Source organism: Exiguobacterium sp. s46 (assembly GCF_018618875.1).
Lineage (GTDB): Bacteria > Bacillota > Bacilli > Exiguobacteriales > Exiguobacteriaceae > Exiguobacterium_A > Exiguobacterium_A abrahamii.
The window spans coordinates 500,862-517,362 of record NZ_JACSMY010000001.1 but is presented as its reverse complement, the minus strand read 5'-3'; the positions used below and the strand labels follow the sequence as shown (position 1 = coordinate 517,362).

Here is a 16,501-nt window from a genome sequence, read left to right as displayed (position 1 = left end):
GTTATTTTTTTTGCTGCTCGAGAATCGTCTGTTGTGTCGGAACCCCACCGACTGAGACTGTCCGCTCGAGGAACAGATAAGGTTTACCATCGACTTCAAAGCGACGGTCACCGAGATAACGTGCCGAGTGCCCATCCGTTGCGAGCTTTTGTTCGATTGCTGAGACATGTTCGTCGAGTGAATAAAACCGATCGTCGAACGTCATTGTGATGTTTTTCTTACGGTACCCGAGTAAGAAATTGTAGTAGAACCAGTACATGGCAACTGCGAAGACGACAAAAATCAAGAATTGCATGTGAGTTCCCCCTTCGTATAGTCTTTATACGTTGGAAGAAAACAGGAGGTTTCAAAAAAATAACTGTTTTTTATTTCCTAACGGTTCAGTTGATTGTCATGTCGTTAAACTGAAGATCACTCTTAGGCATGTCGTATTTGACCGTGCCTTCGTATTGAACTTCTTCGTTCTGTGCATCCAACACAAAAATAGACGTTCCGTTTTTCTTCGTTTCAATGAGAGCATAGACTAGATCATTTTTAATATTTGTCGATGCGTAGCGTTGGACTTCATTGGCCACTAGCTTTGGTAAGTCATAGTGATGTTGCTTGAATTGCTTCGTTCGTAAGTCATACGTTGACCATTTTACTTTCGTATCAGTCATGTTCTCTGTCATTCCTACGACCGCACCTTCATCTATCAGACGTATATCCCACATTTCTTCACGCTCAAGAAACTTTAATCGTGTCGATGTTGTGTTGTCTCTGAGATAAACTCTTGTCTTAGCATCATTAGTCATCTTTCGGTATAAGACACGATTCTGATAGATGGCAAGTACCTCATCCTCTTCTGTTAATTGAAATGGTAAGTCCATTAATTGGACTGTTTTTTTCTTTAAATCAATCACATAGATATGATTTGTACCTGGTTTTTGTACAATATCGCCAATTCGGCTGACGTACAACTTTTGCTTCGTTAGTTGAAACGGTCTATAGTAAATGCCTTTAGTCTTTGCCGGTTTCGGCAAAGAATAAGTCTGCATCTTTTCTGTTCCACGTTTCCATGATTGTAGATCCCACGATCCATCTTCATTGACATGTAATCCAAATACATTTTTTTCTTGCTCATATTTTGATATTTCCTCTTGATTCATAAATTGTCGGAATTCATGTGGTGCCTTACTCACTCCTGAGTAGTCCATTGTAAAAGCGGATAAGTAATTCGATTGTTTCTTCTTTACTTTCCCCATCAAGTTAACTTTGTAATTCGTTCTATATGCTTCGGGATCATTAAATTTAAATTGAAGCTGCTTTACAGTTTGATCATCTGGATTTCCTTGTATCGTTTGTACCGTAAATTCAGGTTCTTCCATTGAAGAGGAGTACACAACATACACTCCAAGTGTCAAAATACAAATGACTCCTAAACTCAAAATATATTTATAGGTTCGCATAGTATACTCCTCACACCGTGACTTTTTGTTGCAATAGTCGAAGACTTTTCCAAATGATATACATGAAGTACAGCAAGCTTATCCCGATAGTTAGAATTAACTCTTCTGTTTCCAGTAAAATACGAGTTTCGTCTAAAAATAAGACTGTAATATAAGCGATAAGTATTGCGATAAAGATTTCTAGTCCAATTTTTACCACGGCTTTTCCTTTACGGAATGATCTTTCAATTAGAATAAGTAAGAAAATAAAACTGACGATGAATAGTGATATCGCAAGAATGATACCCATATCAATCAGATTTGTTGTATAGAATTCGCTCATCACATTTTGAACTGGACTTAAATCAATTTGGTTTTGGTATTCCGGTTGAATCAACCAATCAAATAGATAAAATCCTAGTTGCATTACACACCATTGGATACCAATAAAACTCACGATGATTAAAAAGACTGTCGTCAATTTCGAGAAGAAAATGCTTGCGCGACTTCCTGGAAGCATTAGTAAACGATAAATATACTTTGTTTCTCCTAACCAATCCCGATACCAAATTTGAATCGCATAGATGACAACAATCGCCATTCCGATCAGAGTCATATAACTAAAGAAAGAGGACGCCTCAGAGTATCCAAGTGTATCAATTTGTTTAAGTGCTTCTGCGACGGAAACTCGGTTAAGTTCCATGAAATTCTCGACTTTCCGTTCATGATACATGACTTGCGCAACGACCGACACTAATTCAATTGCTGCCATCACAAGCACGACGATAACATAAAGCTTAAAACTCCGCTTAATTTCTTCGTTCGTCAATTGTATGTATTGTTTCATCGCTGATAGACCTCCCGCATCCGGTCCTGAACCGATTTCCCGTACAGTTCTCGCATCTCTTCCGTCTCATGTTCATCGATGATCCGACCGTCCTGTAAGAAGACGACTCGATCGATCAAATGCTCGATTTCCTGAATTTCGTGTGTCGTCATCAGGATGCCGCGTCCTTCCATGAAGTGACTCGAGAATAGTCCTGCAATCTGTTCCTTCGTAAACAGATCGATCCCAGCGAATGGCTCGTCGAGTAATAAGTACGGACGATCGAGAGCGAATCCGAGGATCAAGCTGACCTTCGCTTGGTTCCCTTTTGATAAGTCCGTGATCTTATCTGTCGAGAGTAGCTGGAAGATCCGCATCAGCTCATCCGCTGTTGCTTGGTTCCAGTCAGAATAATAATCCGCCATGTACGTCAGCGCATTACCAACCGTCATGTAGCCTGGCATCGTCTGGATATCCGGAACGAAGGCAATCTTATTTCGATTGACCTCGCCATCGACGAGAACCGTTCCCGCGTTAACTGGGACAAGGCCTGCGATCGCCTTCAGGATCGTTGATTTCCCCTCACCGTTAAGTCCAATCAGACACGTCAATTGATCCATCGGAACGGAAAACGAGACGCCTTGAAGAACTGGCTTTTTACCGTATTTCTTTTGTAACCCATGGACTTCAAGCATCGATCTTCCTCCGTTCCGTTTCCTGATACACCGTCTCGATTTTTGAGACGACCTCATCGAGTGGGATTTGAATCGCTTTGACGGCATCGATGAATTCAGAGACGGCTTCTTCTAGCATCTCAGCACGTACTTTTTGGACGACTTGTGGATCGCGTGTAATCTTACTCGGGACATTCCGTTCTGTCGTAATCAATTGCTGCTCCTCCATCTCTTTGTATGCTTTTTGTGCGGTATTCGGATTGATTCCGAGCTGTGCGGCGATTTCGCGGCGGGACGGGATCTCTTGCCCGCTTTGCAATTCCTCGGTCGCGATTCGTTGTTTGAACCAACGGACGACCTGCAGGTACACCGGGCTTCTTTGGTCGAACTGCATCGGTAGACCCCCCTTTCCTGTTTAATGTATTAAAACAATAATACACTTCTCTTCTGTATCATACTCACCATACAGTTTGACTGTCAAGATAGTTTGTCTTCTTTATCACAAAAAAACCACCATCCAATTTTGGATGGTGGTCACTTCACTCATTAATAGGGATTCGGATCCTCCTGCGGTGTATCCGGAATCTCGGTCGGTTCTGGGAACGTATCCGGTTCTGGCTGACGGACCGGGTCTTCCTGTGGCGTATCTGGCACCTCGCTCGGTGGTGTCTGCGGTATCTCGTCCGGTTGATGATCCGGTTCGCGTTCTGGCACTTTATTCGGATTTTTCTTCATCTTGTTTTCCCCCTTACGACGTGATGTAATCGCCGCCATTGATATGAATCGTCTGACCCGTGATGTAACTTGAATCGCGAGAAGCCAGATAGACATAAGCCGGTGCATTTTCCGACGGTTGTCCCCGGCGTTTCATTAATGTATCTTCCCCATGCGACTCGACTTTCTCCTTCGAGAACGTCGCCGGAATGAGTGGCGTCCAAATCGGACCGGGTGCGACGGCATTAACGCGGATTCCCTTCTCAATCAAGCTCGAGGCGAGTGAACGTGTTAATGTCGTAATTGCCCCTTTTGTCGCTGAGTAATCGATCAACGTCGGTGCCCCACGATAAGCCGTCACCGATGAGGTATTGATGATTGCATCTTCTTTATGCAGATGCGGAAGCGCCGCTTGAATCAAATAGAACATCGAAAAGACATTCGTCTCGAACGTTTCCTTCAATTGATCTGGTGTAATCGAAAGAAAATCATCCTGCGGAAATTGTTTCCCGGCATTATTGACGACAATGTTCAATTGACCGAATTCTGCAATGACCGTATCGATGATCTCTTGTGCATTTTCCGGTTGACTGACATCTTTTGCGATTTTTAAGGCTTTGACCCCGTAGCCTTCAATCAACGATTTCGTCTTTTCCGCGTCTTTCCCCTCATTTAAGTAAACGATCGCGACGTTTGCCCCTTCTTTCGCATAAGCGACAGCAACGGCACGACCGATTCCACTATCCCCGCCCGTGATCAGCGCGACCTTCCCCGTCAGTTTTCCTGAACCGACATAGTCCGGATCATCGTAGATTGGTTCTGGTTTCATGGCGTACTCGACACCGGGTTGTTGTTCCTGCGTCTGCCCTCGTGCTTCTTGATGCATCGCTTCGAACTGTTCTTCTCTCATGAACGATCAGCTCCCTTATCACTGTTGGAATGAACTACATGATTAACCATTCCCTTGCGATACATCTATAAACGTTTTTCTGGAAAAGTCAGATGTCATTCGTCAACAGTGTTGGGAATACATTCGTTTGGAGCATGTTTGATAGTTCGCTTGGATACAATGTATACTGATCCAGTTTGTTGAACGGAACGAAGCGATACGTCAACCCTTCACCTTCTGGACCGTAAAAATCCTCTGTTAATAAAGGCAGCGGTTTTTTGCAAACGACTTCATAAAACATTCCTAGTTCATGAAACTCGTGATCAGCGTACCCAAAGAAATTTTCATGCAGGAAACGGAAGACCGGTGGCTCGATCGACTGTCCTAATTCTTCTACCAATTCACGTGCAATTGCTTTGGCACCACTCTCACCGAACTGAACACGCCCTCCCGGTAATGACCAAAAATCATCTTCTCCTTGACGATGAATCAAGAGATGTCCATCTTGAATCAACAGCGCCACTGCGCGAATGTTAAGCTTTTTTTGATTTACTGTAAACGTCAAATCCATCCCATTACCTACTCTCTTCTTATTAGATTCCCATACTTTCTCATCATTTCCCACGATTGCGTTTTGTCATCAAATTCATCTCGTTGTAACACGAATTCATCTTGATTTTAAGGGATTTTGAGATTGAATATGTATTCAATATTACAACAATTGTTATTAGAATATATTTAAGCAATCAAATTGAAACACAACCGTCTGATGTTTGAATGCTATACTCTCGTTAGTCAAATGACCGCATCACTCACTTCAACACACACTAAACGCATCCACTTCTATAGATGTCATTCCGACGACAACACTAGATATTCAACTTAGGAGGAACATTCATGAAACGAACAATCACGACGTTAGCAATGAGCGCCCTCGTTGTTTCAGGTTTTGCAGCTACGGGTACAGGTAAAGTTGAAGCCTCTTCTGGCTCATCGTATAAAGTTAAAATCAAAGCAGACGGACTCCGCGTCCGGACTGGTCCATCGTTAAAACACCGCATCGTCGACGGCGTCAATGCGGGTCAAACATTCAAATACCTCGGTCGGACAGGGAACTGGACGAAGATCATGCATAAAGGCGAAAAACGCTTCGTCTATTCTGGTTACGTCAAGAAGTATAGCGCTTCTAGTAAATCAGCGAAAAAAGCATCATTCTCTTCGTCTACTGGATTCATGCGTCCAACAAGCGGATCAATCACACAAGGCTACGGAAATGCTAGCGGGAAATACGGCTACACGTTCCATAACGGAATCGACTTCGGAGCACGTACTGGAACACCAGTTAAAGCAGCTGCTGCCGGAAAAGTCATCAAGTCGTCATATCAGGGAGCTTATGGTAACCATGTCATGGTCGAACATAAAGTGAACGGTATTTCGTACACAACGGTTTATGCTCACTTAAGCAAACGTTCTGTCTTCGTCGGTCAATCGATCCCGAAAGGCGCGAACATTGGAGCTGTCGGGAGCACTGGTAACTCTTCGGGATCACACTTACACTTCGAAATCCATCGTGGAAACTATGTCTACAGCGGTTCTTCAGCAGCAAGCAGTGTCAACCCACTCGCTTTCTTATAAGCATTTCCAGGTACCTCATCTGAGGTACCTTTTTTGATTTTCAGTGGGCATTTCATCTTATCCAATTCCATCCAATCTTGTCAAAGAATTTTATGGGTTATTGGAAAAAGAATAAAATTAAGTCCGTTTAATATAATTTATTGAAATAATATCGAAATGTGAATGTAACATTTAAACAAATTCGTAAATGTTATACTCATCTATGAAATTTACATAACGGTTTAGTCATACAGATTACATATTCAGGAGGAATGAATCATGCATGGTTTTTGGAAAGGTGTCTCGGCGACAGCCATCGCTGTTGCAAGTTTTGCATCGTTTGCCATCCCGCGTGCGGATGCTGCAACGACGTTCTATAAGGTGAAAGTCATGGAGGACGGCTTACGCGCTCGGACGGGTCCTTCGACATCTTACGGTACGGTCACGAGCTTTGAAAAAGGTGACACATACAAGTATCTCGGACGGACAGGGAACTGGACGAAAATCCTCTATGGTTCGAAAAAAGTCTACGTCTCTTCTACATATGTTAAGAAATATTCTGTAACACGTATCTATAAGATTAAAATCAACGTCGACAATCTTCGCGTTCGTAGCAGCAACTCGACGAGCAGTGCAGTCGTCGGAAGTGTCGATAAAGGCGAAACATTCCGCTACCTCGGTCGTACAGGTGACTGGATCAAGTTCCTATACGGTGGCGACAAACGATTCGTTCACGCTGACTACGTCTCGAAATATGCTGTCTTGACACTGACAAACAGCAGTGGTGCATCAAAAGCCTCGACGTCGACGTCAAAAAGCTTCGCGACACCAACGAGTGGTCCGATCACGCAAGGATATGGTAAGGCAAGCGGTGCTTACGGCTATACGTTCCATAACGGTATCGATTATGGCGCAGCAAAAGGTACTCCAGTCTATGCGACAGCAAGCGGTAAGGTCATTACGTCTCAGTTCAAAGGCGCATACGGCAACTACGTCATGGTCTCACACACTGTCAACGGATCGCCGTTCATCAGTCTGTATGCACATATGAATAGTCGCTCCGTCTCGGTCGGTCAAACCGTCGCTCAAGGGCAAAAAGTCGGTACAGTCGGTGAGACAGGTAACGCCTTCGGAACACATTTACATTTTGAACTCCATAAGGGATCGTACGTCTACAGCGCAACATCAGCTGGCAGCAGCGTTAATCCACTCGATTACCTCTAAAAAAAGCCCCGACCGCATGACGTCATTGATAAGTCATGTGGTCGGGGCTTTTCCTATTCTTTTAAACGGAAACAAGCGTAGTCTGCTTCTCTTGAATCGTCGAGACAATCGCACGTGCTGCGGCTTGTCCCCCGTAAATCGACCGAGCGAACGGTCCAACCGTCAAGTCAGCAAGACTGCCTGTTGCGAATAAGTTCTCTCCCCATTCAAAGGTCGCCTCATCCAGTAACGGTGTCCGGCAAGGAGATAATGGCAGCTTCAACGCTTGCTGTACCGCTTCAAGCCAAGATCCTTCGACGACCATCGGACGGATACCCGTTGCGCAAATAATCGATTCAGCGGTGATGATGCGACCATCTGTCAGCTTCACTCCGCTTCCGATTTCCTGCTCGACTTCACCAATCTCATGAGTGATGTTTCCTTCCCGAATCAGATGACGAACACGTTGAATCAAGTCTTGTGTTGCCGTTCCTGGGCGACGCTCCTGTACGATCAACGCTCGTTTTTCACTAGCCGACAAGGACTTGAATGGTGTCAATCCTTTTGGTCCCATGAACTTCCGATCGGCATCGAATGCACTTTTTTCGAGCGGACGTCGTGAAAGGAGGGTCACCTGTCCAGGATAGCGCTCGGCACATTGAATCGTATGATGCAAGGCACTGATTCCACCTCCAATGATGACGACCGGAGGTGTATCGTGCTTCGATAAGAAAACGTGACGCGCCGATTTCGCCCACTCTGGCATGACGTGATGCTCCGATTGTCCGAGGGCGAGAACGACACGGTTTGCTCGTAACTCACCTTCGTCTGTCGAGACGATCCACGTTCCGCTTTCTCGTCTTAGCCGTGCGACTTCCCCTTGAACCCAGCTCGCCTCCACTTCATTTCGTTGCGCCAATTGAAGGGCATGGTCGTTGAATAATTCCAAGGATGGTCGCCCGTATGTATCCTTGAAGGCTTGATGTGTATAATCCTGTTCTTCAGCATGATGCCTGAGACTCGTCGGATTCGTCGAAGTGTGGTGCACCCGAGTTGAACGTAGGTAAGGCATGCCGATCCGTTCGGTTTGTTTACGCCAGTTCATCAATGGTTGCTGGTGACGATCGATGATCCGTATCATCTCCCGATCGATTCCTTTTTCACGTAAGGCATTGAATACCGTCATTCCATGAATTCCTCCGCCAACAATCACCCATTCATATCGATCCGTCATCACAAAAACTCCTTTACCTGAATTAAATCGTAATCATTACGTTTTATAACGATAGCGTGTTTTTAAGAAGAATTCAAGCGTCATTCGACGAAAGCCCATAAAAAATCCGCTTCCTCTCGGTAGAGGAAGCGGATTTAAACGCATCAATCAGGAAGAAGCATGTTTCGCTAGATACGCTTTCGAATAGCGGTCAGCTGCGATGATCGCATCCGCGACTTCGTCCGCCGTGACGTTGAAACCGCTGTGGATCGTCTCGCCTTCAGCAGTCGCTGCCTCGCCGACCTTGACGATATCTTCACGCGACGCATCTTTTAGCTTGACGTCTTCGAGCGTCACCGGTAAGCCAAGATCCGTGTAGAGCGCGATGTACCGCTCGATTTCTTCTTGTGGATGTTCTTCGAGCGCCAGTTGAACGAGTGTACCAAAGGCAACTTTCTCACCATGCGTTAAGTGGTGAATCTCACCGTCAAGCGCTGTGAACCCGTTATGGATCGCATGCGCTGCAGCTAGCCCACCACTCTCGAAACCGAGTCCACTTAAGAGCGTATTCGCCTCGACGACGGCTTCAAGTGCCGGTGTGACGACTTGCGCTTGAACGGATTCATACGCCAAGCGACCATGCTCGAACAAGACTTCCTCACACCGTTTGGCGATCGCTTGTGCCGCAATCGTCGGTCGTCCCCCTGCCATCGTTTGTCCACCAAAAGCGACGACACTCCGGACCTCAACCCACGTCGCGAGCGCATCGGCGATTCCGGACGCGAAGAAGCGGGCTGGTGCTTGGGCGATCAGTTTCGTGTCGACGAGAACGAGATCGGGATTCTTCTTATAGAAGCGATAACTTTCGAAAATCCCTTCGTCGGAATAGATGACGGACAGGGCACTCGTCGGGGCATCGGTCGAAGCAAGCGTCGGAACGATGACGACGGACACGTTCAGCTCATCCGAGACGGCTTTTGCCGTATCGAGCGTCTTTCCGCCCCCAACACCCATGACGAACCGAACATCTGCTTCTTTTGCTTGCTCAGCGATTCGTTTCACTTCATGCCGTGAGGCTTCGCCACTGAAATCCGCTTTCTCGATGCCGACATTTTCGCCGGACAACGAGTGTTCGACACGTTCCTTGACGATTTTCCAGACGACATCATCCGCGATGACGAGCGCTTTTTCACCGAACGGGCTCACATATGTACCGAGCCGGTCAATGACATCCTTTCCTTGGACATACTTTGAGGGACTAATGAAGACACGTTCTGACATGTTTCAACATCCTTTCTGTAAGGGACACGATAGTCAATGATATACAGTAGAGGAATTGCCTTTTCTGCTGACGTTTAAACCCCATCAAGTCGAATCATCTTGACAAAACGGGTACTCTTTCAAGTGCTTGAACAATAAGACGTCGATCTTCGCTTAATCGCTTGTCCGGATCAGGACCGAACCATTCAAGGCTTGCCGTCAAGTGATCGAGATGAGCCGATACGTCTTCAAAGAACCGTTGATAATCGACGATACCTTCGAATAATGGAACCATCCCTTCCCGTGATCCGCTTGCTGCATATACATTCGTTGGTTCAAATACTGCGAACTGTTCAGCATTCGCCACTGTTTTTAAATGAAGGTGATCCACATACGATGCAAGTCTGAAGTATGCTTCGACGGGATCAGCCTTTGATTCGATGACATGCAAGACGTCAAAGTTGATCCGACATGCCGGATGGTTGATCGCTTGTAGCAAACGAACCGTTGCCTCTACCGTATCTGTTGCAGTGTTCGGATGAAATTCAAGTAATAATCGCTGTCCTGCAGGATCAAGGACACGGCAAATCCCGTTCAATCGATAAACGAGTTGATCCCATTTGGCATCGGATAAGGTATGGCTCGCCTCATTACCAGCAAAGATGCGGATGCGCTGCGTTCCGATTCGTGTCGCTAATCGCGAGAGTCGTTTCGTCTCCGCAAGTAGTTTTGACATCGGTGCGTTTAAATTTAAATAATGACTCAACATGCTGACGTTCAGATGGGACGACTTCAGCCGATCGACTTCTTCTGTTCTTAAATGTTCAGCATGAACTCCCCAAATATCAATGGCGTCAAAGTGTTCTTCTGAAGCAAAATCGATCAAATCATTAAATGAACGCAGATGATGCCGATAGCTGATCGTACAGAGTGCGAGTTTCATGTTCAATTCCCTCCTGTCGTTGATACGCATGGAACGTGTCGACGAGTTGCCGTTTGATTGCACTCTCCCGTGCCCATTGTTCTTCGATCAATCGTTCGATTTCTAAGTACACTTCCGGTTGGCGCGTTACAGCGTATTTGACAGCCCGATGCTGGATGACAGAGTATTGATTGACTAATGTTTCAACCTCATCCGTCCATTCTTCAAAATCAGATGTCTGCAAGTCGCGTCCAATCGCTTCATATAAATAAGCAAATGCATGCTCATAGGCATATTTTCGAATGGCAATCACAGGTAACTGCTTTAAGGCATTCGGTAATCCCTCAGGTTGTTCACGATAGTGATGCACAACACGTTTGACTGCCTCAGTCAATGGATGTTGTACTTTTATACAACTCATGAAATACGCACTTACCGTCGTCGCATTCGGTATTCGAACATCCGTACTTCGAAACGCAAACCCACCAGCGACAGCACGATGGCGTACTGCTGCAAGAATACGTTCTCTTTCTATTTCACCTTCATACCGGAAATCAGGATCAAGCATGTGCCATATTTCCGGATCTTCTGTCGCCTCTAACATGACGTAATGGGGAAACACATCATGGTGAAATTTATTTTCGCGCTCAGGTAGACTAGCTAAATCCAACATGACGATCACTGACTCGTCCTCGTTTTTCTGTTCGATTCGTTGAATCAGCTGAGCGATGTTTTCGTCTTTTGACTGTTCGTGGTCGTACCATTCTTCGACTGGGATTCCGTAAAGACGTTCATACCAATCAAGCATCTCCTGATGGTTGATCTTCTCATCATGATGTGAGAGGACATAATCGGCTGACAAGGAAAACGAAGAATCCCATACGCCAAAGTAATAGGGACGATGGTCAGCGGCCGATCGTTTGATCGTCTCGCAGACGCAACTGACGAGACAGTGTACTTTAATCATGTATGACCTCCTGTAAAACAGACATTAACTCTTCTACTCGCATTTTGGGGAGGGCTGACATGTGCTCATCTGGAATCACTAACCCGTGTTCCAATTCAAGGTGAAGCAACAGATGAATCAAACGCATCGAATCCAGTCCTAGATCATCTCGTAGAGAGTCTGTTGTCGAGACAGCGACAGATGATGACCATTCGAGCTGTTCGCTCAGTATATCTTCGAATTGCGCAATCGTTAAACGGGACATGCTTGTTCCCCCAATCGTTTTCTACTCACTTTCCCATTCGCAGACAGTTCGATTTGCTCAACGAGTTGCCACTCCGTCGGTCGTTGATGTGGTGCGAGATGCTTCATGCAATGCTGTTTCAGTTCTTCCTCTGATGCCGTCGTCACGAGTTGAGCGCAGACGCGCTCTCCTTGAAACGAATCCATTCGTTTAAAGACGACGACAGCCTCGACGGTCGGAAGCTGATACAAGACATCTTCGACTTCCCCGGGATAGACGGATAAGCCAGACACATTGATCATCTCATCGAGTCGGCTAAGAAAGTGCAGCCCGTCTTCAACGTACATTAAATCCTTCGTACCAATCCGTACGCCTTGTTGCGAAACGACTAATTCTGCTGGTTTTCCCTTCGTTCCAGTTTCAATCTCAAGATGCTCTAGTGGAAATCCGATCGCTTGCGGACTCGGCGGATTCGGATGAAGTGCGATACAGCCGATTTCTGAACAGCCATATTGTTGAAGCAAATGATGTGTCTTACGTTCAATCGAACGGAACCACTTTTCTGGTAATGTCATCCCGGAAATCATCACTGCGTGAACTGATTCCGGGAACAAACTCATCGCATACGCCAGTCCCGGTGCCGTATAGATGATAGCGTCCGGATGCAAACGATGGATTGCTAGCACATGACGTGGCGAGAAGTCTTGTAGGATGACTGGTGTCGCTCCGCGTCTTAAAGTCGCGAACACTCCACACAGTAATCCGAATGAGTGCGTCGTCGGACAAGCAACGATCGTCGCTTTCGTCGTCAGCGGAAAACTGTTCGTATAGGCATTCAGTTCCGTCTCGATCGACTCCCATGTCCGGTGAATGATTTTGGGTTGTCCCGTCGTACCGGAACTGAATTGAATCAATCCATCCGCACGTTTTTCCGCTTCCGGAAGCGGAATGATGGTCTCTTGATAAATCAAATAGCCACATCCGGCTTGTATCGCTAATCGTTTAGCACCGGAAACAGGCGTATCCGGATGAATGGGAAGGATTGTTCCATTCATTCGTCGCATCGCAAGACAGAGGGCTAACCACGCTTTTGTATCTGACGTACAGATGGCTACGGTCTTCCCTTCCGTTATGAACGATTGCTTCACCAGTTCATGTATCGTCAATTCTTCTTCTGTCACCCATTCTTTCTCAATCCATAGCATGATCGTCTTCCTCTCCTCGTTGAACTAGTGAATTTTTTACATCGATTTGATTCGTCAAACCAAACCGTGGTGCCAGTAAGGCTTCTGCCGTTACTCTTTGTTCGTACCATCCGATTCGTTCTAGTCGGTCTCGATCAATCGGCAACCCCTCGATCGTCTGATGCATCCAATCAAAGAACGTCGCTTCATTCAAGTTCTCCGTCAGTTCAAGTTGATACGCTAGTTCCGTCAAATGATAGACGAATAATGTATCGTACAGCAGCTCGCGTAAGGCAAGCGGGTGTGACATTTCATAATAGGTATTGAGCGGTGCATCAAAATCAGGATGTAGCCTCTTAAAATCGGGTACATCCGATGGATCATCGAGCAACTCGGTGACGAACTCGACGCTATCATGAAAATCGCGGAGAATGATCCGTTCCGGCCATCCATCCCGTAAGACAAGTAACGTATTTTGTGCGTGAGCTTCCACACCGATTCCTTTCTCGGTCACAAGTCGGATGACTGGTTCGAGATAGACGCCGAAGAATCGACGGAGCCACCGTTCATGACCATATCGTTCCAACCACGGACCTAGAAAATGTCTTCCGTCGACCTCGATTTGAGCAAGTGCCGTCAAAGGCATGACTTGCTCGCCCGGTTGAGCATACGTCAAGACATTTTCTCGAAAGACACAGCCGACCCGACCCGCAAGTGGACCGCTCGAAACGACAGATGAAGCAAATTCAGATAACAGCGTCACCGGCAATTCACTCGCCTGTTTTTTCAACCAATCCGATACCGCAGGAGCTGCCACGACATTCGGAACGGAAAAAGTCCGAACGGCTGACGTTTGCTTCAAGTCTAGCGGCAATTTGATATGCGGTAGTTCGGGGTGACCTGGACAAAAAACGGTTCGAATCGACTGCGTCGCTTGTACGAAGACACCACCTTCTCCTAAGTCGACACCTCCGACTTGTGCCACTTCCTGTTGGATACGTGACCACTGCCACGGATGGACCGGAAGAATCTGATAATCGGTTTGATTGAGCTCTTCCAGTTTGACTAAAAACATATGTAGAAGCGATTCTCCAAGAATCAGTGGAATAGGTAAGATTCCATTCCCTTGAACGAGCGTAGAAGGTAAGGCAATCCAATGTAACTGGAAGCGATTGCCCGCTTCAGGTCCATATGCCTCGTGATCAGCTCGCGAAAAACCAATCCTTGATTTATAACAAGGATGATAGGGATGCCCTTCGATGATGGTCTGTTCCAACTCTTCATAATCCAAGCCTGCTCGGTGGATTGGTAGACGATGTTGCTGCGACAAGTCATCAAAATCATGTGTACGTCGCAACTCTTCCTGAAAGTCGTCCGAGATCGGCAACTGCGTCAAAAGATGCTCAAACCAGTCGTTGACGCCAGATGACTTCGATGAGCGTAACGTCTTGATGTCGAGCCGAATCCGGTCGAACGGACCGCGTTTGCCCTCGACTGTCACTTCACTATCTTTTATGTGGAATGTAAAACGATGCTTCATTCCGACAATCATTTCAGTAAAAGGAAGAATCCGTTCGAATAACAAACTCTCAAGAAGTTGTTTGCAGATACGTGTTTTGCTGTCGTAAAGCATAGTTGTCCTCCCGTAACGGATTATCCAACTCGACGAAACAAACTCGTTCTCCCTCGACTTCGAGTTCATCGAGTCCTTGTAGGCGTGTTAGTAAATTCGCCTTATATGGAAGTGTCGGCGATTCTAACAACATCAAAAGCCAAGCTCTGCCTCGCCCTTCTAGACTTTCAACTCGTACCTGACACCATTCGTGCAGTAACGCGATAGCAACTTCTTCGTTCAATAATGTGTCTGCTGCCAATCGGTCGATGACACTCGCCAGATGGTTCCAAATCATGTAGTACGTCAAACGCTCAGCAATGACTTCTTCTGGGTAGAACAACGTCGTATGCTTCAATTCCGGTTCCAGCAGGATGAAGGAATCTCGATTCGTGTCTGCTAAGTAATAGCCTTGATTATCCCGGACGTGATATTGAACCGGCCATCCGTCTTCGAATGTGATGAGACTATTTTGCTGATGTGCCTCGAGACCGATTCCTTGTTCTTCATACAGTGTAACGATCGCTCCTAACGTCAACTCTAAGTACTGTTTCCACCACCGAGTGACGTGTTCCGGTTCGATTAATCCTGACTGCCGAATGAGCCGCAGCAGGAGAGATTCCGAATTCGGTAATGCCGGTTGGACGAGTGCTGCAACATTTACCGCGTGGGGTGCAGGGTCTCGCAGGATGACTTCGAATCCGGTCTCTTCTTTAGTCCGGATCGCTAAATACGCAGGATCGTGAATGAGGTCAAACGTATCAGGAAGAGACAGATGACAAAACAATCGATGCATCAAATAACCGGCCTCTAATTCGTGCCGCTTGTTGACGCGTCTTGAGTTCGTCACTTGGACAGGTATGGATAACTTCAACATATGACTTCGGTCGAGTGCTTCGACGGTCCGTATCGACGAAGTCGCGTTATAGAGTGGTCCAGTTGCGCCATGATAACGGAGAATACTTTGCTCGATCCATTGCTTGATTGTCGGCTGACGTAACAAATACTCGGCTTGAAGCGGATGAATTGGAATGACTCGCTCTTGCGCCGTCGCTTGGATTGAGTTATCCAGTTGATTTTTCATCAGCTGAGTAATCGTCTCGTTGCTACCTGAACGTTCTTCGAGCAATGTCTCATGTACTGTGAAATAGTGAAGTTGAAACGGCTGACGGAATTCAGGCGCATACGCTTTTTGTTGCCAGTCGGTCATACCGACTCTACTTTTCGGGGTCGGATGGAACCAATGACCACACCACAAGCGTTGTTCATAATCGATGAACGTCTGTTGCTCTTGTGCGTTCAGTTGTTCCTCCAAAATCAATTGCACAGTCCGGTGACTGTCAAGAACGCGAAAGAGTAAGTCCGTTTGATCCGGATGTTGATCTTGAAGCTTGATGCAACAGGTGATGATACAAGACATGGCTGAAACTTCCCGCCATCCGTTCTTTGTCTCTTCACGGATCATTCCAATCTCGTGGCGTCCGATGATGGAACGACGTTTGATTTCAATGAGATATGGCTTCATCCAATAAAAAGAGGATGTCTCGGATGCATCAAACGGTCTCTCGTTGACCCATTCGCCCGGGTTCACTTCTCTGATGTAGCTGTTCATGAACGATTGAAGCGTCACCTCGGTCGCTAATCGCTCGATTTGTTCTTCGCATGTTCGCACGCTCTGTTCCTCCCCTTATTGAAAATCATTCTCATTCCATATCAATAGAAAAACGGGTTTCCCCGTTTTTGATGGTGCGTATACGCACTTATTTTAAGTAA

18 protein-coding genes are annotated in these 16,501 nt (G+C 46.3%); 2 read left to right on the top strand and 16 right to left on the bottom strand.

Going from position 1 to position 16,501, the window contains the following annotated elements; translation table 11 throughout:
- Position 1: 1 nt before the first annotated feature.
- The 8 genes from KNQ08_RS02635 to KNQ08_RS02600 form a co-directional block, all read right to left on the bottom strand.
- The gene (locus KNQ08_RS02635; protein WP_214804538.1) at positions 2-295 is read right to left on the bottom strand and encodes a hypothetical protein; all 294 of its coding nucleotides are present in this window, start codon (positions 293-295) and stop codon (positions 2-4) included.
- A gap of 85 nt (positions 296-380) precedes the next feature.
- A complete protein-coding gene (locus tag KNQ08_RS02630) occupies positions 381-1,448 on the bottom strand; it encodes a hypothetical protein (protein ID WP_214804536.1) in 1,068 nt (355 codons plus the stop codon).
- Between the two features lie 10 nt (positions 1,449-1,458).
- Entirely contained in the window at positions 1,459-2,274 is an 816-nt protein-coding gene (locus KNQ08_RS02625) for a hypothetical protein (protein WP_214804534.1), read from the bottom strand.
- Positions 2,271-2,948, bottom strand: a complete 678-nt coding sequence (locus KNQ08_RS02620) for an ATP-binding cassette domain-containing protein (RefSeq protein WP_214804532.1) — start codon at positions 2,946-2,948, stop codon at positions 2,271-2,273. The genes KNQ08_RS02625 and KNQ08_RS02620 overlap by 4 nt, the downstream gene beginning before the upstream one ends.
- Positions 2,941-3,321: a GntR family transcriptional regulator gene (locus tag KNQ08_RS02615; protein WP_029341325.1), complete on the bottom strand. Its 381-nt coding sequence runs from the start codon at positions 3,319-3,321 to the stop codon at positions 2,941-2,943. Before KNQ08_RS02615 ends, KNQ08_RS02620 begins: the two co-directional genes overlap by 8 nt.
- Positions 3,322-3,473: 152 nt before the next feature.
- Positions 3,474-3,662, bottom strand: coding sequence for a hypothetical protein (locus KNQ08_RS02610; protein ID WP_214804530.1), 189 nt, complete (start codon positions 3,660-3,662; stop codon positions 3,474-3,476).
- Positions 3,663-3,675: 13 nt separating this feature from the next.
- The gene (locus tag KNQ08_RS02605; RefSeq protein WP_029341323.1) at positions 3,676-4,551 is read right to left on the bottom strand and encodes an SDR family oxidoreductase; all 876 of its coding nucleotides are present in this window, start codon (positions 4,549-4,551) and stop codon (positions 3,676-3,678) included.
- A gap of 88 nt (positions 4,552-4,639) precedes the next feature.
- Positions 4,640-5,095 (bottom strand): NUDIX hydrolase, encoded by a 456-nt coding sequence (locus tag KNQ08_RS02600; protein ID WP_483299284.1) that lies wholly within the window; start codon positions 5,093-5,095, stop codon positions 4,640-4,642.
- Between the two features lie 332 nt (positions 5,096-5,427).
- On the opposite strand from KNQ08_RS02600, the gene KNQ08_RS02595 reads away from it, so the two are divergent.
- The gene (locus KNQ08_RS02595; protein ID WP_214804527.1) at positions 5,428-6,165 is read left to right on the top strand and encodes a peptidoglycan DD-metalloendopeptidase family protein; all 738 of its coding nucleotides are present in this window, start codon (positions 5,428-5,430) and stop codon (positions 6,163-6,165) included.
- Positions 6,166-6,423: 258 nt separating this feature from the next.
- Positions 6,424-7,368, top strand: coding sequence for a peptidoglycan DD-metalloendopeptidase family protein (locus KNQ08_RS02590; RefSeq protein ID WP_029341320.1), 945 nt, complete (start codon positions 6,424-6,426; stop codon positions 7,366-7,368).
- Positions 7,369-7,429: 61 nt separating this feature from the next.
- Here the strand turns inward: KNQ08_RS02590 and KNQ08_RS02585 are convergent, their stop codons facing one another.
- The 8 genes from KNQ08_RS02585 to KNQ08_RS02545 form a co-directional block, all read right to left on the bottom strand.
- Positions 7,430-8,581, bottom strand: a complete 1,152-nt coding sequence (locus KNQ08_RS02585; RefSeq protein ID WP_214804525.1) for an FAD/NAD(P)-binding protein — start codon at positions 8,579-8,581, stop codon at positions 7,430-7,432.
- 147 nt (positions 8,582-8,728) lie between these two features.
- On the bottom strand, positions 8,729-9,841 hold the full coding sequence (locus tag KNQ08_RS02580) for a glycerol dehydrogenase (protein ID WP_214804523.1): 1,113 nt from the start codon (positions 9,839-9,841) through the stop codon (positions 8,729-8,731).
- Positions 9,842-9,935: 94 nt separating this feature from the next.
- The gene (locus KNQ08_RS02575) at positions 9,936-10,763 is read right to left on the bottom strand and encodes a sugar phosphate isomerase/epimerase family protein (protein WP_214804521.1); all 828 of its coding nucleotides are present in this window, start codon (positions 10,761-10,763) and stop codon (positions 9,936-9,938) included.
- The gene (locus tag KNQ08_RS02570) at positions 10,711-11,709 is read right to left on the bottom strand and encodes a DUF6005 family protein (RefSeq protein ID WP_214804520.1); all 999 of its coding nucleotides are present in this window, start codon (positions 11,707-11,709) and stop codon (positions 10,711-10,713) included. The genes KNQ08_RS02575 and KNQ08_RS02570 overlap by 53 nt, the downstream gene beginning before the upstream one ends.
- Positions 11,702-11,953: a phosphopantetheine-binding protein gene (locus KNQ08_RS02565; protein WP_214804518.1), complete on the bottom strand. Its 252-nt coding sequence runs from the start codon at positions 11,951-11,953 to the stop codon at positions 11,702-11,704. The genes KNQ08_RS02570 and KNQ08_RS02565 overlap by 8 nt, the downstream gene beginning before the upstream one ends.
- Positions 11,941-13,137, bottom strand: coding sequence for an AMP-binding protein (locus tag KNQ08_RS02560; RefSeq protein WP_214804516.1), 1,197 nt, complete (start codon positions 13,135-13,137; stop codon positions 11,941-11,943). Before KNQ08_RS02560 ends, KNQ08_RS02565 begins: the two co-directional genes overlap by 13 nt.
- Positions 13,124-14,749: an IucA/IucC family protein gene (locus tag KNQ08_RS02555; RefSeq protein ID WP_064300162.1), complete on the bottom strand. Its 1,626-nt coding sequence runs from the start codon at positions 14,747-14,749 to the stop codon at positions 13,124-13,126. Before KNQ08_RS02555 ends, KNQ08_RS02560 begins: the two co-directional genes overlap by 14 nt.
- Positions 14,706-16,400 carry an IucA/IucC family protein gene (locus KNQ08_RS02545; protein ID WP_214804514.1) on the bottom strand — a complete coding sequence of 565 codons (1,695 nt, stop codon included), beginning with the start codon at positions 16,398-16,400 and terminating at the stop codon, positions 14,706-14,708. Before KNQ08_RS02545 ends, KNQ08_RS02555 begins: the two co-directional genes overlap by 44 nt.
- Positions 16,401-16,501 lie beyond the last annotated feature (101 nt).